A 16,241-nucleotide genomic window follows, 5' to 3' on the forward strand; every position below is an offset into this window, starting at 1 on the left:
CATGGCACTCGAAATATTCTGGCAACTGCCGGTCAATGGCGACGGGCGCACCGCCGACCGTTCGCAATGGAACCGCGGCGACTATCAAAATGCCCCTTCGCGGGCCTGGCGCTTCGACCGCGTCCACGGGCACGAAGAGGTCAGCTATTACGACTACCTCGTGCAGGTGGCGCGCGCCGCCGAACTGGGTGGTTTCGACGGGGTGATCATCCCGCAGACCGACGAGGGCGAAGAGCCGCTGATCGTCGCCGGCGCCATTGCCCGCGACGTCCGCCGCATCAAGCTGGTTCCCGAACTGCCGGCGCATTTCCTGTCGGCGGTCTATACGGCCAAGATCGCTACCAGCTTTCAGCGCCTGACCGGCGGGCGGCTGGTGCTCGATCTGGTGACGCGCGAACCTGAAGCTGGTGCATGGCACGGCCACGACCGCAGCGTGGCCGAACAGATCGCTCGCGCCGATGAGTTCCTGACCGTGTTCAAGGGTTTCTGGAACGAGAAACCCTATACCTTCGAAGGCCAGTATTACGAGGTCCTGAACGGTGGTTTCAACGGCCCGCTTGAAGGGCAGCCCCTGCCGGAGATCGTCCTGTCGGGCACGGCCGACGAGGCTCTGGTCCTGGGCGCAAAACACGCCGACCTCTACCTCTTCGACGCCGAAAGCCCGGAAGCCGTCAGCGCTCAGATTGCGCGTCTTAAGGCGCTTGCGGGGGATCGTCCGATCCGTTTCGGTCTGCGTGCCGAGATTACGGCCCGCCACACGCAGGCCGAGGCTCAGGCTGCCGCCCATACGCGTGATGGGGAGGGCGATCCGCGCCTTAGCGGCGACTACGATCAGGTCGCGCAACGTCTCGAAGCCTATGTCGAGGCCGGGGTCTCGACCCTGATCCTGCGCGCCCGCCCGCATCTCGAAGACGCCTATCGCACCGCCCAGCACGTCCTGCCGCGCCTCAGCGCATGGGCCGGTCGCCTGCAACACTCGGCATAAATTTCGCGCATTTGATTCCGAAAACCGCTGCACACTTTTCGGAATGCGCTGAGGAGGAATAGCAATATGGTACAGTTCCACTGGAGACTTCCCACCCACGGCGACCGCGCCGATGTGGCCCTGCCGTCCGATACGCGCGGCGATTGGGGCGCGCTGAAACCTGGCAATCTGGCGCCGTCGCCGCACGACCCGGCGGCCTATCACGAGCATTTGCTGGAGATCGCCCGCGCGGCGGAAACGGCGGGCTTCGACGGGGCGCTGATCCCGTCCTTCCCGCAGACCGACGATCCGTGGGTCATCGCCTCGTCGCTGGCGCGCCATACCAAGGCCCTGCGCTTCATGATCGCGTTTCAGCCGCCGTGGATCAATCCGGTCTATGCCGCCAAGGCCGCCGCGTCGCTGCAACGCCTGTCGAACGGGCGGCTGTTGTTCAACATCATCACCGGCGGTGGTGGTCCGGGGCAGCTGTGGTGGGGCGACCGCATCGCTCACGACGACCGCTATACCCGCACGACCGAGTTCCTCAATGTCTTCGAGGGCGTATGGAACGGCGGCCCCTTCAGCTACGACGGCAAGTTCTATCAGGTGAAGGATGCGGGGCTGCCCGCGCCGCTGGCCGGTCAGGTCCGTCCGGAACTGTACTTCGCCGGGTCTTCCGATGCGGCGCTCACCGCTCAGGGCAAGCACGCCGACTTCAACCTGACGCACATGGAGCCGCTGGACAAGCTGCGCGCCAAGTTCGACCGCGTGCGCGAACTGGCCTCGAAGGATGGCCGCAGCGTCAAGCCCGCCATCCGCCTCAATATCCTGGCCCGTCCGACCGAAGAAGAGGCCTGGGCCGAGGTCCGTCGCGGCTGGGCCAATGCCGACTGGGAGGCCATCGAGCGTCAGCGTGCCGCCATGCGCCGGGGCGATGCCGTGGGTTCGCCCATCCCAGACCATCTGCGTCCGACCGCCGACAAAGATCCGAAAGACCTGCAAATCGACGGATTCTTCTCGGGCCTCGGCATCCTCGGCGCGCAGGGCTCGCCGCTGGGGATCGTCGGCTCTTACGAGACCGCCGCCGAACGCATCGACACGCTGCTGGGCCTTGGCGTCGGCGGTCTGATCTTCGCCGGAACGCCGCACCTCGAAGAGGCTTACCGCGTCGGTGAAGAGGTTCTGCCGCTGGTGCGTGGCCGCCAGACGTTACGTGTGGCCGCAGAATAATTTTATCAGAAAGGATCATACCATGTCCGACGTACAATCGATTGCGGGCCTGTCGCCCGAAGCCACCGCCTTTGTCATTCAGGCGCAGAAAGACGCCCGCAAGGCCTTCCGCGTCCTGCGCGAAACGCGCACCATCTCCGCCACCGGCACGCTGGGCTTTGTCCAGCGTATCCCCGGCGAAGAAAAGCTGATCAATCTCGGCTATACCGGCCCGTGGGGTGACGACCTCGATGAGGTACGCACCTCCGTCGTCGGCTTCGACGGCACGGTCTATCTCGGTAAAGCCGCCCCCGGCGGCGAAGGTCGCTACACCAAGCTGTTCCGTGAGCACGACGACGTGACGACGATCAGCCACGTTCACACGCCCTATCTGGGGGCCTATGCGCAGGCGCATCTGGAACTCGACTTCCTCTATGTGCCGGTACAGCGTCATCGCTTCGTCCGTTCGCTACCGGTCTATGTCGACCGCCTCCAGCCGGAGGTCGACTTCATCCTCGATCAGCTTAAGGTCGACGCTGAAATCCCCGGCATCATCGAGGCCAATGGCGGCGCCACCGTCTGGGGCAAGAAGGGTCTGCTGGCGCTGGCCGACTTCATCCTGCTGCTCGAAGAGGGCGCGCAGTTCCAGACGCTGGCCGCCTCGCTGGGCGGGTCCAAACCCTTCGGTCCGGGCGTCTATCAACAGCAATGGCGCATGAGCGGCCTGATCCCGAAGACGGCAACCGTTTCGCAAGATGGGACCATTCATCAGGAAGCTGCCGAGTAAATTCGCGTAACTTCTTTCTGGCCCGCGCAGACAACCGCGCGGGCCTTCCCATGACTTCTACTTTTCGCGCATTTGCTTCCGAAAACCGCGTCACACTTTTCGGAATGCGCTTTAATTTCCGGGCTCCTATGACCAATATCTGGAAAATCATTCAACTCATCCCGGAATATCGAGGCCGGATTATCGGCCTGATCCTGTCGAGCGCCGTACTGGGGCTGGGCGCAACCGCGACGCCCTATGTCTTCCGCAGCATCGTCAATACGATCACCGACCTGTTCGGTCAGCGCGTCGATTATGCGGCGGCCCTGATCGCGGTCGGCTGGGCGGTGGGAGCCTTTGCGGTCATCCGCCTGTTCACCACCCTGTTCGGCTACTGGCAGGACCATCAGTCGGATCAGTTGTGGCTGCATTCGATCTCGACCCTGCGCCGCCGGGTGTTCGAGACCATGACCGGCCTGTCGCTCGACTACTACGAACGCAACCGCGTCGGCGACATCACCGATCGTTTCGGTAACTGCATCACCGTCACCCAGTGGCTGTTTCAGCTCTCCGAAGGGACGCTGGCCAGCATATTGCAGCTTGTTTTCGGGATCATCGTTCTACTGATCAAGGCCCCCGCCGTCGGTCTCGTCATGCTGCTGCTGGTGCCCTATAATCTCATTTCGTCTTATCTGGCGGTCAAGAAGACAAAACCCTTGCGCCGTCGCTGGAACGGCCTCGTTGGCAAGATGAGTGGTCTTCTGAGTGAAATGGTCAGCCAGATCGCCACCGTGCGCAGCTTTGCCGGCGAGCGCATCGTTCAGCGGCGCTACGATGCGGTTCAGGACGAATGGTGGGACGTCCGCCGCACCGAAACCGGCATCGAGCAGCGTTCGGCGGTGGTTGTCAACCTGATCAATTCACTGGCGGTCATCGGCTCGATCGGTTGGGTCGCGTGGGGCGCTTTGCATCAATCCTATACGGTCGGCGATATCCTGCTGGTCTTTGCGCTCACTCAGGCCGTCATTACCACGATTGTCCCCATCACGCGGCTGGTCAATACGGCGGGCGATGTCGACAGCGCGTCGGAGCGTCTGGTCGAACTGATCGAGGTGCCGACGACCGTCACCGACCGCGCCGATGCCACCGAGGTCGAACCCATCCGCCGTATCGAATTCCGCAATGTCGGCTTCACCTATCCGGGCCAGACGCGTCCGGCGCTCCGCAACCTGTCGTTCACGGCGGGCGAGGGCCAAACCGTGGCGCTGGTCGGCCCCAGCGGCTCGGGTAAATCGACCATCATCAAGCTGGCCATGCGCTTCTACGACGTGAGCGAAGGCGAAATCCTGATCAATGGCCGCGATATCCGCAGCTATACGCAAAACAGCCTGCGCACGCGTATCGGCGCTGTGCTTCAGGACATCGCCCTGTTCAACGACTCGATCGGCGACAATATCAGCTTCGCCCGGGTCGGGGCCCAGCGCGACGACGTGATCGCGGCCTCGAAGGCCGCCCACGCCGACAACTTCATCAGCCGTCTGCCCGAAGGTTACGACACCATGGTCGGCGAGCGCGGCGTGCGCCTGTCCGGCGGCGAAAAGCAACGCATCGCCATTGCCCGCGCCATCCTGCGCGACCCCAGCCTGATCATCCTCGACGAGGCGACCTCGGCGCTCGATACCGAGTCGGAAAAGCTGGTGCAGGACGGGCTGAAAACCCTGCTCAGGGGCCGCACGGCGCTGGTCATCGCCCACCGGCTGTCGACCATCGCCAGCGCCGACAAGATCATCGTGATGAAGGATGGCCAGATCGCCGAGGAGGGCGATCATGCCTCTCTGCTTGACCAGCAGCACGGGCTCTATTCCCGCCTGCATGGCCTTCAAACCGCTTAAATCCCTTCGCCATCCGCGAACAGGCCGCGCTGGGCCTCGCTCTTGATCCAGGCAATGAAGGCCCGGACTGGGGCGGGCAGGGTGCGGCCGCGCGGCCAGACCAGCCAGTAGGCGAAACTGAGCGGGGTCTGGTCGTTGAACAGGGGCTGCAGGCGTCCGGCGGCGATGTCGGTCTCGGCTATGGCGCGTTTGGCCAGAGCGACCCCGCGTCCGGCCACGGCCTCGTCGATGACCAGCGCCGGGTCGTTATAACGCGGTCCGTCCAACGCCCGAAGGTCGTCGAAGCCACGCGCGTCGAACCACATCCACCACGATGGGCTCGACGGATCGTTTTCCGCCCCCATATCGTGCAGCAGTCGCGCCCGAAGGATGTCCTGAGGCCGCGCGAACGGCCCGTGCCGTGCGATGAAATCCGGCGAGGCGACGGGGACGATGCTCTCGCCGAGGATCTGCTCCGCCGTCAGGCCCGGATAGCCGCCGGGGCCATAGCGCACGCAGATATCGATCTCCGACGTCGAAAAATCGACCAGCTTGAGATCGGCCGACAGCCACGCCTCGTATTCCGGATGCAGGGTGCGGAACGCCTCCAGTCGTGGCCGCAACCACTTGGCGGCGAAGGAGGGCGGCGCGGAAATCGACACCACATAGCTCTTGCGGTCGGCTTCGCGCAGCAGACGCGTGCCTTCCAGCAGGCGGTCGAACCCTTCGCGCAAGGACGGCATGGCGGCGTCGGCGATATCGGTCGGGACGACATAACGGCCCCGGCGCAGGAACAGCGGCTTGCCGACCCAGTCCTCGACGGTGCGGATATGCTGAGTGATGGCGCTGGCGGTAACGCCCAGCTCATCGGCGGCGCGGGCGAAACTTTTAAGGCGGACGCAGGCTTCCAGCGCCCTGAGGGCATGGACGGGCGGCGGCGCATTGGCATCGGTACGGGATTTGAGACTCATGGGGTCCAGCTTGATGTATGGAGGTCACCCAGGCCCGTGCCGTTCAGTGTTCGCACAGCATATCGGATTTAGCGCCGCTGTAACAGACTTTCGCTATAGGCGCCCGACATAAAAAGGCAAACCTAATAAGGATAGTGGAAAAACACGGCTTCCCGGCTCTATGCCTCCGGGGGCTGAGGTAATGCCGGTCGCGGTCAGCAACGCGGCGGCGCGGACCGGCAGCTCGATCGGCGCCTTCACGCCGGGCGTGCCGACGGAAACGGCGGTGACCCAATCAGCGCCTCAGACCGTGACCTTCGACTATACTCACCTCGGCCCAAAGGGGGCGGCCCTGTTCGCCCGACAAGTGGCGGACGGCCTGCTTCGCATCGCGCCGGATCTGCGCAATCAGGTCAAGCCCTGATATCGCGACAAACAAACACGCCGTTACAATGGTCTTACCCATTTTAGCTCTTTGATCTGATCTATATTGTCCATTGCCGCGATGTGTGTCAGTTAAGTAAAAAAATATAAGACGGAACGTGGCCGGACGGCCCGCTATCCGGTCATCAGGGAAGAGGAATCAAGAGGTTTTTCATGTTGCGCGTGTCTGACGAGCGGGCCATCTGGCTGTCGCGTTTCGTCCTGCCCCACGAGCCGTCGCTCAGGGCCTGGCTGAACCGCCGCCGCGTGCCGGGTCTTGAGGTGGACGATATCGTTCAGGAGACCTATTCGCGCCTCATCGCGATGGATACGGTCGCCGACATCCGCAATGTGCGGGGTTACCTCTATCAGGTTGCCCATTCGGTGCTGCTGCTGCATATCCGCCGCGCCAAGATCATCCCTATCGAGATCATGGGCGATATGGACGCCGTCGATATCGCGTCTGCCGAGGCATCGCCCGAAGATTTCCTGCTGGGGAGGGACGAGCTGTCCGGCCTGTTTTCCGTCATTTCCGGCCTGCCGCAGAAGATCAAGGACGTGTTCCTGATGCGCCGGGTGGACGGATTTTCGCAACGCGAAACCGCGCAAAAGCTGGGTCTGTCGGAAAGCACGGTTGAAAAGCACATGAGCCGCGGCATATTGTTGGTGCTTAATCACCTGTCCGATAGTGGAATTGACAGTGCCCGCGCCTCTAAGGCATGGGGGGACAAATTGCGTAAGGACCGGTCCGACCGTGGCGTCAGGAAACAAAACCAACGGGATTGATGCAGAGGCCGCCGATTGGGCGGCGCGGTCGGACCGTGACCTGAGCCCGGCGGAGGATGCGGCGCTGACGGCGTGGCTGGCGGCGGACCCGCGCCATCCGGGCGCCTATGCCCGCGCCCGCGCGGCGGCCATCCTGCTTCAGCGTACCCTGGTTCTGGACGGGCAGGGCAAGTCATCCGAGCGGTCCGGGTCGCCGCATGTGTCGCGCCGTCATCTGCTGTGGGGTGGTAGCGCTATCGCCGCCAGTGTCGCGGGCGCGGTCGGCATAGGCGCGGCGTGGAACGCCCGTCAGGAAACCGTCTTCACGCAACGGGGCGAGACGCGCTCCCTTCCGCTGCCCGACGGGTCCGTGGCAGAACTCAATACCGACACCCGGATACGCTTCCGGTTTTCCGGCGGACGGCGTGAGGTCTGGCTCGATGAAGGCGAAGCGGCCTTCACGATCGTCCGGTCGTCGCTGGCACCGTTCAGTGTCATGGCCGGTGGGGTCGAGATCGTGTCCTCGTTATCGCAGGTGGTCATCCGCAATCTGCCCGCCCGCCCGCTGCAGGTCATGGTGGCGCGCGGTGTGGCGGAACTCAAGGCGCATGGTGCTATGCCGGGGGCGCGTCTGACGGCACCGTCCAGCGCGCTTGTCCCGGCGGATGGTGCGCCGGTCGTCACGGCTGGCCTTTCACCGCGTCAGATCGACATCGCGACCCTGTGGCAGGCGGGCAAGATCGCCTTCGAAGACGCAGCCCTAAGCGAGGTCGCCGGCGAATTCGCCCGCTATTCCGACGTGCGGCTGATCATCGACGACCGGAGACTGGCGCGCGAACAGGTCTCCGGCCTGTTCGACGCGCGCGATCCGGCGGGCTTTGCCGCCGCCGTGGCCCCCAGTCTGGGGCTGACCGTCCGGACGCGTGGCAAGGACATTCATCTGGCCTATAAATAAAAAGGCGCGGGCGTAGCGGAAAAGCGTGCGCCGGCTACTCTAAGGGACTGAGGGCTCGTATATAAAGAAGCCCCAGGGGAGCGTCGAATGAGGCTGGGACTTCGGACCCACCTGCTATGGAGTGTCGCCGCAGTGTCCGTGCTGACGGCATCATTTGCCGTGGCCGAAACCCGCCGCTTCGATATTCCCGCCGACAATGCCGCCCTGACCCTGCCCGAATTCGCCCGGCAGGCCGGACTTCAGATCATCGCCCCCACGGGTCGCATCAAGGGGGTGCACACCCGCGCCGTGCAGGGCGACATGGACCCGCGCAAAGCATTGCGACACCTTCTGAAGGGGACGGGTCTCGAAGTCGCTGCCGATACCGGCACGGTTATTTCGCTGAGATTGAAAGCGGACGAGACGCCGGTAAACAGGCCGCCGCTTACCGCCGCGCCAGTCCTTGCCCCAATCCCTGCCCCGGTGCTGACGCGGGATGCCGCGCCACAGGATATCCCCGAGGTTATCGTCATCGGCGCGCGTCATGCGCAACGGACGGCCATCGAGCTTAAGAGAAACGCCCCTACGGCGCTGGACGCCATCGTGGCGGACGATGTCGGATCGTTCCCTGATCGCAATGTCAACGAAGCTGTCTCGCGCATTGCCGGGGTTGCTATTTCGCGCAACGAATACGGCGAAGGTGCCGACCTCAATATACGCGGCTCCGGCTCCGACCTGACCCGGGTCGAAATCGACGGAATGAGCGTCGCCAATTCCGGCTTCGACGTCTCGATCAGCGGCAACGGCCGAGCCTCGGACCTGCGCGAACTGCCCGCCGATCTGGTCAAAAGTATCGAGGTCGTCAAGGGGCAGACGCCCGACATCACCGAAGGCGGGCTGGGGGGCACGGTCCTGATCAAAACGCGTACGGCGATGGAATTCAACAAGCCCTATCTGTCGCTGCGGCTGGCGGGCGAACGTAATTCCCTGAGCCGGAGATGGGTACCCGACATCAATATCGTCGCGACGCGCAAGTTTTTCGACGATCGCGTGGGGATATTGCTGAACCTGACGACCACGAAGCGGCTGAACGACAGCCATCAGGTGGCGCAGGGCGGGGCCAACAACAACCGGGGCTATATCCGGCTATTCGACCTCGATAATTCAGCGGAAAAAACCTATACGCTGAACCCGGCGCTGGTCAGCGGCGTCGATCGCAGCAATATCGCCTATGATGCGCCGCTTCAGTCCCTGCCGCTGGCGTCGGGGGCGGGGCGTTTCGAGACCCTGTCGGCGCTGGAAATCGTGACCCGTTCCGCCAATGCCCGGACCAAGGGCGAGTGCCTGAGCGCTTTTCCGCTCTATACGGCCGCCGAACTGGACCTGATCGCGCCTAGCACCAACAATATCAACCGGGCCCTGGCGCAGGAGCAGCGCATCCGTGAGCAGAGGACCTGCGTCGCGCAATGGAACGACTACCTGCCCAATACGATCAACGATCGCTTCAAGTCGAATTACGAGGCGCGTCTGGCCTGGGATCTGCGGCTGGATGTGCGCGTCAACGACCACCTCAGCCTCTATGGCAAGTATCAGTCGGCCAGCCGCCATGTCGATGAACAGGTCCGCACCCGCGCGCGGGGTGCCGTGCAGTGGGACGTCGCGGACCGCCGGATGGCCACGGCGTCGCTGACCGGCAACACGGATATCCCGGTCGGCAGCCTGAACGTCCTCACTGCGGTACCGGGCAGCGGCTACTATATCTATAATGCCGGTCAGCCGACCGGACTGGTCCGGCTCGACAGCACGCTGGGCGGGGCCAATGTCCAGAACGGTTTTCCCTATTACGGTATACCGGTCAATCTCGTTCCCGGCTCGGTCGTGGTCGATGCGAACCATTATGCGACCCAGTTTCAGACGACCAATTCTGTTCTGTCCTACGACAATATCCGGAACGATCAGGTATGGGAAAACGCCTATCTTCTGACGGGCGGGCGGTATCGGCGAGGGGGGCTGAGCATTGATTTTCAGGCCAGCCGGAGCGACTCCGCCTATCAGCGCACCGATGCCCGTTTCCGGCGCAGCGCCGTGTTCGGCGTGGCCACCGTAAAGGCGACTTCGGGCGGATGGTGGACGGTCGAACTGCCGGCGGGCTTCGATCCGGACCGCATAGACACGCTCTATCCCCTCAACGCGGCGGCGGACGCGGCATCGCCGCAATACAGCAGCAGCGTGCAACTCACCTATGATCCGAAACTGACCGAAAGCGCCGAAAGCGCCGTGAAGGCCGACCTGACCTACCGGTTGACACAAGGCCCGCTTCTGCGGTCGGTCCGGTTCGGCGTGAATCGCCGCCGCCTGGTGACGCGGCTATGGAGTGGGGGCGGGTATCAGCCGTCGACAGGGGTAAGCGTTCCCGAAAGTCGCTTGCGCGGTACGATCCGCGCCTGCGAGAATACGGCCACGACCACGGCGGCCAATGCCTGCGTCTATGGCTATGTCCCGGCGACCAATGGCGCGCGGTACGGCGTCGAGACCGTGACACGGGCGCAGTTGCTCGACATCTATCGCCACAGCGTTCAGCTCAATAGCGGGCCGTTCATGCCGGGTATCGCCGGCTTCGAAGGCGCGCAATTGTGGAATACGGTCGATGTCACCGCGGCGCTCGGGCTGATGGTGGGGGGTGTCAACTTCAATCTGGACTGTATGAAGGTGTGCCGGGGCACGGACGGTCAGCTGTACGAAACGCCCGAAAGCCGCTCGATCGAGGATATCACCGCTGCCTATTACAGGGTCGATGTCGAACGCGACCTGCCTCTGGGGCTCAGGCTGGAAGGCAATTTCGGCGTCCGCGCCGTGACGTCCGAGGTGAAGGCGCGCGGTTTCGTGCAGATCAATGCCCTGACCAAGGCCGCCGACTGGAACGCCGCCGAAGGCTACGACCGTGTCACGACGACCTTCGTGACCCGGCCGGTGGAAATTGCGCGCCGCTATACGGACTGGCTGCCCAGCTATAATGCCAGCCTGTGGCTCAGGCCGGGGGAGGTGGTGCTGCGTCATAACTGGACGCGGGCCCTGGCGCGACCGCCAGTCACCCGGTTGTGGCCGGACGGGGAGTGCACCTTCGATCAGCGCATTGCCGACCGGATCGCGGCGGGCGAAACGGGGCTGGACATGAGTTGCGGGACGTTCGGTAATCCGGCGCTGAAACCGTTGCGTGGACACCGGACCAATACGGCGCTGGAATGGTATCCGGACAAGGACGCCTATCTGTCGCTGACCTATTACCGGCTCAAGGTTGAAACGGGTGCCCCGGTTACCGCGCAGTTGTCCAACCAGCCGCTGTTCGAGGGTAGCGACGAGGTCGATCCGGCGCTGGGGCGGCGGCTGTCGGACTATCGCTTCACCTATACGACCTATGTCAACGGCCCGTCCTACGCCTATTCCGGATGGGAGCTGTCGGGCAAGGCGGCGCTGACGGGCCTGCCGGGGCGGTTGAGGCACACCGGGGTGGATGTCAACATCGCCACCAATCGGGCCGAAGGCGCCGCCAGCCTCATCGATCCGATTACCGGTGAGGACCTCGGCGTTCAGAACCGTTCGGACTATTTTCTCAATATCGCCATCTGGTACGACGATGGACGGACCAATGCCCGTCTGGCCTATCAGGCGCGCGACGCGGTACTGCGCTGCCTGACCGGGTGTGGCGTCAGCAGCGATCTGACCGGTTATTTCCCCAGTTCTAACCCGGCCAGCACCAGTTACGTCGCCTTGCCCTACAATCCGGGCGAGCCCTACTATACGCGGGCCTATGCCTATCTGGACGCCAAGATCACGCACCGCCTGACGCCCAATGTGGATCTCTACTGGGAAGGGCGCAACCTGCTACGCGAATCCTCGGTGCTCGACAATCGCGACGGTGAGCATCCGTTGACGATCAACTACGGCGGCCGCCGCTTTACCTTCGGATTCCAGTACCGCCTGAACTGAATGCCCGTCGTAAAAAAAATCGCGATGACGTAGCGGAAAATTTCCCCCGAGAAACTCCTTACTTTTGAGAGCCGGACACAGACGCCTCTCATTTGCGTACCGGTAGGGAGCATGTCCAGCACAATGACACCGGTATCATTTTAAAAAACACATCTCACGGGGAGGCGTAATGAAAAAGGGAAATTTGGCCAAGACCCTTCTGGCCAGTTCGGGCATCATCGGGGTAGCCGCCATAAACATGTTCGCGGTCGCGCAGGCGCAGCAAAGCGCAAGCCCGGCGCCGCAGACTCAAAAAGTCGAAGAGGATGTGCAGACGGTCATCGTCGTCGGGACGCGCGCCTCTCAGCAATCTTCGATCGACAAGAAGAAAAAGGCCAAGACGGCGACCGATTCCATCGTTGCCGACGATGTGGGCTCGTTCCCCGATCGTAATCTGGCCGAGGCGCTGTCGCGTATTCCCGGCATGGGGCTGGCGCGAGGCGAAACCGGCGAGGGCGCGGGCGTCAACCTGCGCGGCAATGGCGCTGACCTGACGCGCGTCGAAATGGACGGCATGTCGGTATCGACCGCCAGCAACGATCTGGCCATCAACGGATCGAGCGGCAGCGGCCGTTCAACCGATCTGCGCGAACTGCCGGCCGATCTGATCAAGAGCGTCGATGTCGTCAAGGGCCAGACCCCCGACATGACCGAGGGCGGCCTGGGCGGAACCGTTCAGATTCAGACCCGCACCGGTCTCGATTTCAAAAAGCCCTATGTGCAGCTGCGTGTCGGCCTCGACCGCAACTCCCTGAGCCAGCGCTGGTCGCCGGACATCAACCTGATCGCCTCGCGCAAGTTCCTTGATGGACGTCTGGGCGTGCTGTTCAATGTCACCAAGACGCGCCGTCTGAACGACAGCCATCAGCTCAATGGCGCAGGCTCCAGCAACGCTCAGGGCTATTCGCGCCTGATCGACTGGGACAATTCGCCCGAAAAGACGTTTTCGTTCAATCCGTCCACGGTGAGTGGTGATGCGGCCGACACGCCGCGCCTGTCCTTCGCCAATGTTGATACGACGAAGCCCAACTTCACCACCTACACGCCACGGCAGATCGTCGAGCGGGCGGCTTCGGCCAAGACCAAGGCCGACTGCGCGACCCTGTTCCCGCTCTATACCGCCGCCGAATTGAATACGGTGTCCGCCGGTTCGAGCAACAACAACCGCCGGGACGTGCAGCAGCAGCGTATCCTTGAGCAGGTCACCTGTCTCAACCAGTGGAACGACTATTCGCCGGGTCTGTACCGCGACATCAACCTGACCCAGTACGAGGACCGCCTCGCTTGGGACATCCGCTTCGACTACAAGGTCAACGACAACCTGAACGTCTATGTGAAATATCAGGTCGCCGACCGGACACAGGACGACATCCGCCGCAACCGGACACGCGGTCAGGTCAATATCACCAACTCCGACGCGCTGATTGTCGCCAATTCGCTGACGACCAATACGACGTTCCCGCTGACCTCGCAGAACACCCTGAGCCTTGTGCCCGGCGTCAGCGGCTATTATTTCTACAACACGACGACGCCGACCGGCGCGCGTCTGCTCGACAACACGGCGGGCAGCACGACGACCAACAACGCCTTCCCGATCATGGGCTATGCCAGCAACGTGGTTCCGGGCAGTGTCGTGGTTGACGCCAATCACTTTGTGACGGCGCTTGAAATGACCAACGGTCAGATCAGCTACGACAATATCCGCAACGAACAGAACTGGAAGAGCAATTACCTCCTGTTGGGCGCCAACTACAAGAAGGGCCCGCTGAAGATCGACTTTCAGGCCAATCGCGGCGAGTCCTCCTATACCAAGTACGACCGTCGTTTCCGCCTTGCCATTCCCTATGGCAATGGCAAGATGGTCATGCAGGACAGCGGATTGTGGGATATCCAGTTCCCGGCGGGCTTCAATCCCAACGACCTGTCGAACATCTACCCGCTCAATGCGGCGATCGGTGCCACACCGGCCGAGCAGGCTGCCGCCGCGCGCTACACCAACAGCATTGGAGTCGACCTGTCGCCGGGCCTCAACGAAGTGTCCGAAGACATGGCCAAGCTTGACGTGACCTATCGTCTGGACGACATCCCGTTCTTCACCTCGTTCAAGACCGGGGTCAGCTATCGCAAGACCGACACCGAACGCTGGGGCGGTGGCGGTTATGAAGTGAAAACCGGAACCTTCGTGCCTTCGACCACCCTGCGGGGTTCGATCCGCGCCTGTGAAAACCAGGCTACGACCACGGCCGCCAATGCCTGCGCCTACGGCTTTGTCCCCGGCACCGGTACGGCTTCGCTTTACGGCGTGGAAACCGTCACTCGCGCGCAACTTCTGAACCTGTTCTCGAACGCCATCGAATATAATGACGGGCCCTTCATGCCCGGCTACGAAGGCGCCGACGGTATGCGTCTGTGGAATACGGTCGATGTCGACAAGGCGATCGCCCAGATGGCTGCGGGTGGGAACTATAATCTCGACTGCGTGAAGGTCTGCCGCGGCAGCGACGGTCAGATGTATGCCCAACCGGTCAACAACGTCGTCGAACAGGTCACCGCGGCCTATTACATGGTCGAGTTCGAGCAGAAGCTGCCGCTCAGCCTGAGCTTCAACGGCAACTTCGGCGTGCGGATGGTGCAGTCGACGGTCAACGGCACGGGCCAGACCGTGCTGCGTTCAATCCGCAAGCTGCCTACCTGGAATTCGGGTGCTGGCAACGCCAATGTGGTGACCAGCGACGTCAGCAAGCCGATCAGCATCAACCGGGAATATACGGACTGGATGCCAAGCTATAACGCCAATCTGTGGGCGTTCGACGACAAGGTCGTGCTGCGTTACAACTGGTCTAAGGCCATTGCGCGTCCGCCGGCGGGCCGTCTGTGGCCGGCGGGGATGTGTACCATCGATGAACGCCTCGAAGACCGCATCGACGAGGGCGAGGAAGATCTGGATCTGGCCTGCACCACCTTCGGTAATCCGGACCTGAAGCCTTATCGTGCGACCAAGAACAATACCTCGCTCGAATGGTACATCAACAAGGACACCTTCGTTTCGCTGGCCTACTACCGTCAGAAGATCAAGGTTGGTGCCCCGGAAACCGTGCGCGTAACCAATAATCCGATCTTCGCGGGTTCCGACGAGATCGATCCGGTGACGGGCCGTCCGCTGTCTGAATTCACCTTTGCCTACACCACCTATCGCAACGGCCCGGGCTCGACCCAGTCCGGCTGGGAACTGGCGACCAAGACCGCGCTGACCTTCCTGCCGTGGCGTTTCCGCTATACCGGCGTCGATTTCAACATCTCGACGAACAAGGAAAAAGGTGCGGCGGGCTATATCGATACCCTGACCGGCGAAAGCGTCGGCGTGCCCGGACGCGCCAACTATTTCGCCAACCTCAAGCTCTGGTACGATGACGGCAAAACCAATGCGGCCCTGACCTATCAGGCCCGCGATCGCGCCCTGCAGTGCGTTTCCGGCTGCGGCAACTCGATCAGCGGCATCGGTGCCTTCCCGAACCAGAACCCGGAAAACCGCGTTGAACTTCCTTACAATCCGGGCGAGCCCTACTACACCGCAGCGTATCAGTATCTCGATGCCAAGATAACGCACAAGGTGCGTCCGAATATCGAAGTCTATTGGGAAGCACGTAACCTCCTGTACGAGGCCAATGTGCGTGAAGGCACGCGTGTACCGTCCAATGGTGGCAATGACTGGTCGGCAAGCTACGGCGGTCGGCGCTTCAACTTCGGCGTCATCTACAAACTGCAATAGGCGGAAACCGGCCGCTGTCGATCTGATGACGGCGGCCGGTCCGTGGTACCGAAACCGATCTGGAACTCCCCGCGCCCTGTTTGGATACTTCGCGAAACCGGATCGAAACTTGGCAGGCTCTCGTAACGAGGGCCTGTCTTTTTTGCCGTTGGTACAGGCATTATGACCATCAGGTGACTTAAAATTTACTTATTGATATTCAATAATTTAAACAAAATTAATGATCATTTTTGATCAATATAATTATATTTTGATTGAAATTGTTTGCATTGCTTGACGTTTGGTAACCGGTGTCATTACACTGGGCGAATATCTAGGATGATCATAAAAAAAGGAAACTGGCATGAGGATTTCGCGTCGGTATGGATCGACTTCGCGTCGGTGGCTGATAACCCCGCTTCTGATGTCGATCGCCATGGGGGCGGCGGCTGCCGACGCGCCGCGCACCGACACGCTGATGTTGTCAGGCAACGGGCCGGACGATGCGGTTTCGTGGGATTTCACGGTCAGCGGCGGTATGAAGGCGGGGCAGGCCTCTAAGATCGCTGTGCCATCGAACTGGCA

General features: G+C 62.2%; 11 protein-coding genes. 10 read left to right on the forward strand and 1 reads right to left on the reverse strand.

Annotation, left to right across the window (positions count from 1 at the left end; genetic code table 11):
- Window position 1 precedes the first annotated feature (1 nt).
- From PQU92_RS18030 to PQU92_RS18045, 4 genes are all read left to right on the forward strand, one after another.
- Window positions 2-985, forward strand: a complete 984-nt coding sequence (locus PQU92_RS18030) for an LLM class flavin-dependent oxidoreductase (protein ID WP_272749690.1) — start codon at window positions 2-4, stop codon at window positions 983-985.
- A 66-nt stretch (window positions 986-1,051) separates the two neighbouring features.
- Window positions 1,052-2,194 carry an LLM class flavin-dependent oxidoreductase gene (locus tag PQU92_RS18035; protein ID WP_272749691.1) on the forward strand — a complete coding sequence of 381 codons (1,143 nt, stop codon included), beginning with the start codon at window positions 1,052-1,054 and terminating at the stop codon, window positions 2,192-2,194.
- A gap of 22 nt (window positions 2,195-2,216) precedes the next feature.
- The gene (locus PQU92_RS18040) at window positions 2,217-2,960 is read left to right on the forward strand and encodes a class II aldolase/adducin family protein (protein ID WP_272749692.1); all 744 of its coding nucleotides are present in this window, start codon (window positions 2,217-2,219) and stop codon (window positions 2,958-2,960) included.
- Between the two features lie 128 nt (window positions 2,961-3,088).
- Window positions 3,089-4,831, forward strand: coding sequence for an ABC transporter ATP-binding protein (locus PQU92_RS18045; RefSeq protein WP_272749693.1), 1,743 nt, complete (start codon window positions 3,089-3,091; stop codon window positions 4,829-4,831).
- Here the strand turns inward: PQU92_RS18045 and PQU92_RS18050 are convergent.
- Entirely contained in the window at window positions 4,828-5,781 is a 954-nt protein-coding gene (locus PQU92_RS18050) for a LysR substrate-binding domain-containing protein (RefSeq protein ID WP_272749694.1), read from the reverse strand. The two genes, PQU92_RS18045 and PQU92_RS18050, sit on opposite strands and share 4 nt — an antisense overlap.
- Before the next feature lie 181 nt (window positions 5,782-5,962).
- On the opposite strand from PQU92_RS18050, the gene PQU92_RS18055 reads away from it, so the two are divergent.
- From PQU92_RS18055 to PQU92_RS18080, 6 genes are all read left to right on the forward strand, one after another.
- On the forward strand, window positions 5,963-6,184 hold the full coding sequence (locus PQU92_RS18055) for a hypothetical protein (RefSeq protein ID WP_272749695.1): 222 nt from the start codon (window positions 5,963-5,965) through the stop codon (window positions 6,182-6,184).
- 173 nt (window positions 6,185-6,357) lie between these two features.
- Complete coding sequence (locus PQU92_RS18060) at window positions 6,358-6,969, forward strand: RNA polymerase sigma factor (protein ID WP_272749696.1); 612 nt, start codon at window positions 6,358-6,360, stop codon at window positions 6,967-6,969.
- Window positions 6,938-7,903, forward strand: a complete 966-nt coding sequence (locus PQU92_RS18065) for a FecR family protein (RefSeq protein ID WP_272749697.1) — start codon at window positions 6,938-6,940, stop codon at window positions 7,901-7,903. Before PQU92_RS18060 ends, PQU92_RS18065 begins: the two co-directional genes overlap by 32 nt.
- 87 nt (window positions 7,904-7,990) lie before the next feature.
- On the forward strand, window positions 7,991-11,869 hold the full coding sequence (locus PQU92_RS18070; RefSeq protein ID WP_272749698.1) for a TonB-dependent receptor: 3,879 nt from the start codon (window positions 7,991-7,993) through the stop codon (window positions 11,867-11,869).
- 169 nt (window positions 11,870-12,038) lie between these two features.
- On the forward strand, window positions 12,039-15,677 hold the full coding sequence (locus tag PQU92_RS18075) for a TonB-dependent receptor (RefSeq protein WP_272749699.1): 3,639 nt from the start codon (window positions 12,039-12,041) through the stop codon (window positions 15,675-15,677).
- Between the two features lie 343 nt (window positions 15,678-16,020).
- The coding region (locus PQU92_RS18080; protein WP_272749700.1) for a hypothetical protein at window positions 16,021-16,241 on the forward strand (221 nt) is incomplete at its 3' end.

Origin of the sequence: Asticcacaulis aquaticus (assembly GCF_028550415.1) — a bacterium.
Lineage (GTDB): Bacteria > Pseudomonadota > Alphaproteobacteria > Caulobacterales > Caulobacteraceae > Asticcacaulis > Asticcacaulis aquaticus.

What these genes read in the sequence shown, in the direction of transcription:
- PQU92_RS18060 (WP_272749696.1), top strand. Translation starts at nt 6,358, where the DNA reads ATGTTGCGCGTGTCTGACGAGCGGGCCATCTGGCTGTCGCGTTTCGTC.
- PQU92_RS18075 (WP_272749699.1), top strand. Translation starts at nt 12,039, where the DNA reads ATGAAAAAGGGAAATTTGGCCAAGACCCTTCTGGCCAGTTCGGGCATC.
- PQU92_RS18040 (WP_272749692.1), top strand. Translation starts at nt 2,217, where the DNA reads ATGTCCGACGTACAATCGATTGCGGGCCTGTCGCCCGAAGCCACCGCC.
- PQU92_RS18045 (WP_272749693.1), top strand. Translation starts at nt 3,089, where the DNA reads ATGACCAATATCTGGAAAATCATTCAACTCATCCCGGAATATCGAGGC.
- PQU92_RS18055 (WP_272749695.1), top strand. Translation starts at nt 5,963, where the DNA reads ATGCCGGTCGCGGTCAGCAACGCGGCGGCGCGGACCGGCAGCTCGATC.
- PQU92_RS18030 (WP_272749690.1), top strand. Translation starts at nt 2, where the DNA reads ATGGCACTCGAAATATTCTGGCAACTGCCGGTCAATGGCGACGGGCGC.
- PQU92_RS18050 (WP_272749694.1), bottom strand. Translation starts at nt 5,781, where the DNA reads ATGAGTCTCAAATCCCGTACCGATGCCAATGCGCCGCCGCCCGTCCAT.
- PQU92_RS18070 (WP_272749698.1), top strand. Translation starts at nt 7,991, where the DNA reads ATGAGGCTGGGACTTCGGACCCACCTGCTATGGAGTGTCGCCGCAGTG.
- PQU92_RS18035 (WP_272749691.1), top strand. Translation starts at nt 1,052, where the DNA reads ATGGTACAGTTCCACTGGAGACTTCCCACCCACGGCGACCGCGCCGAT.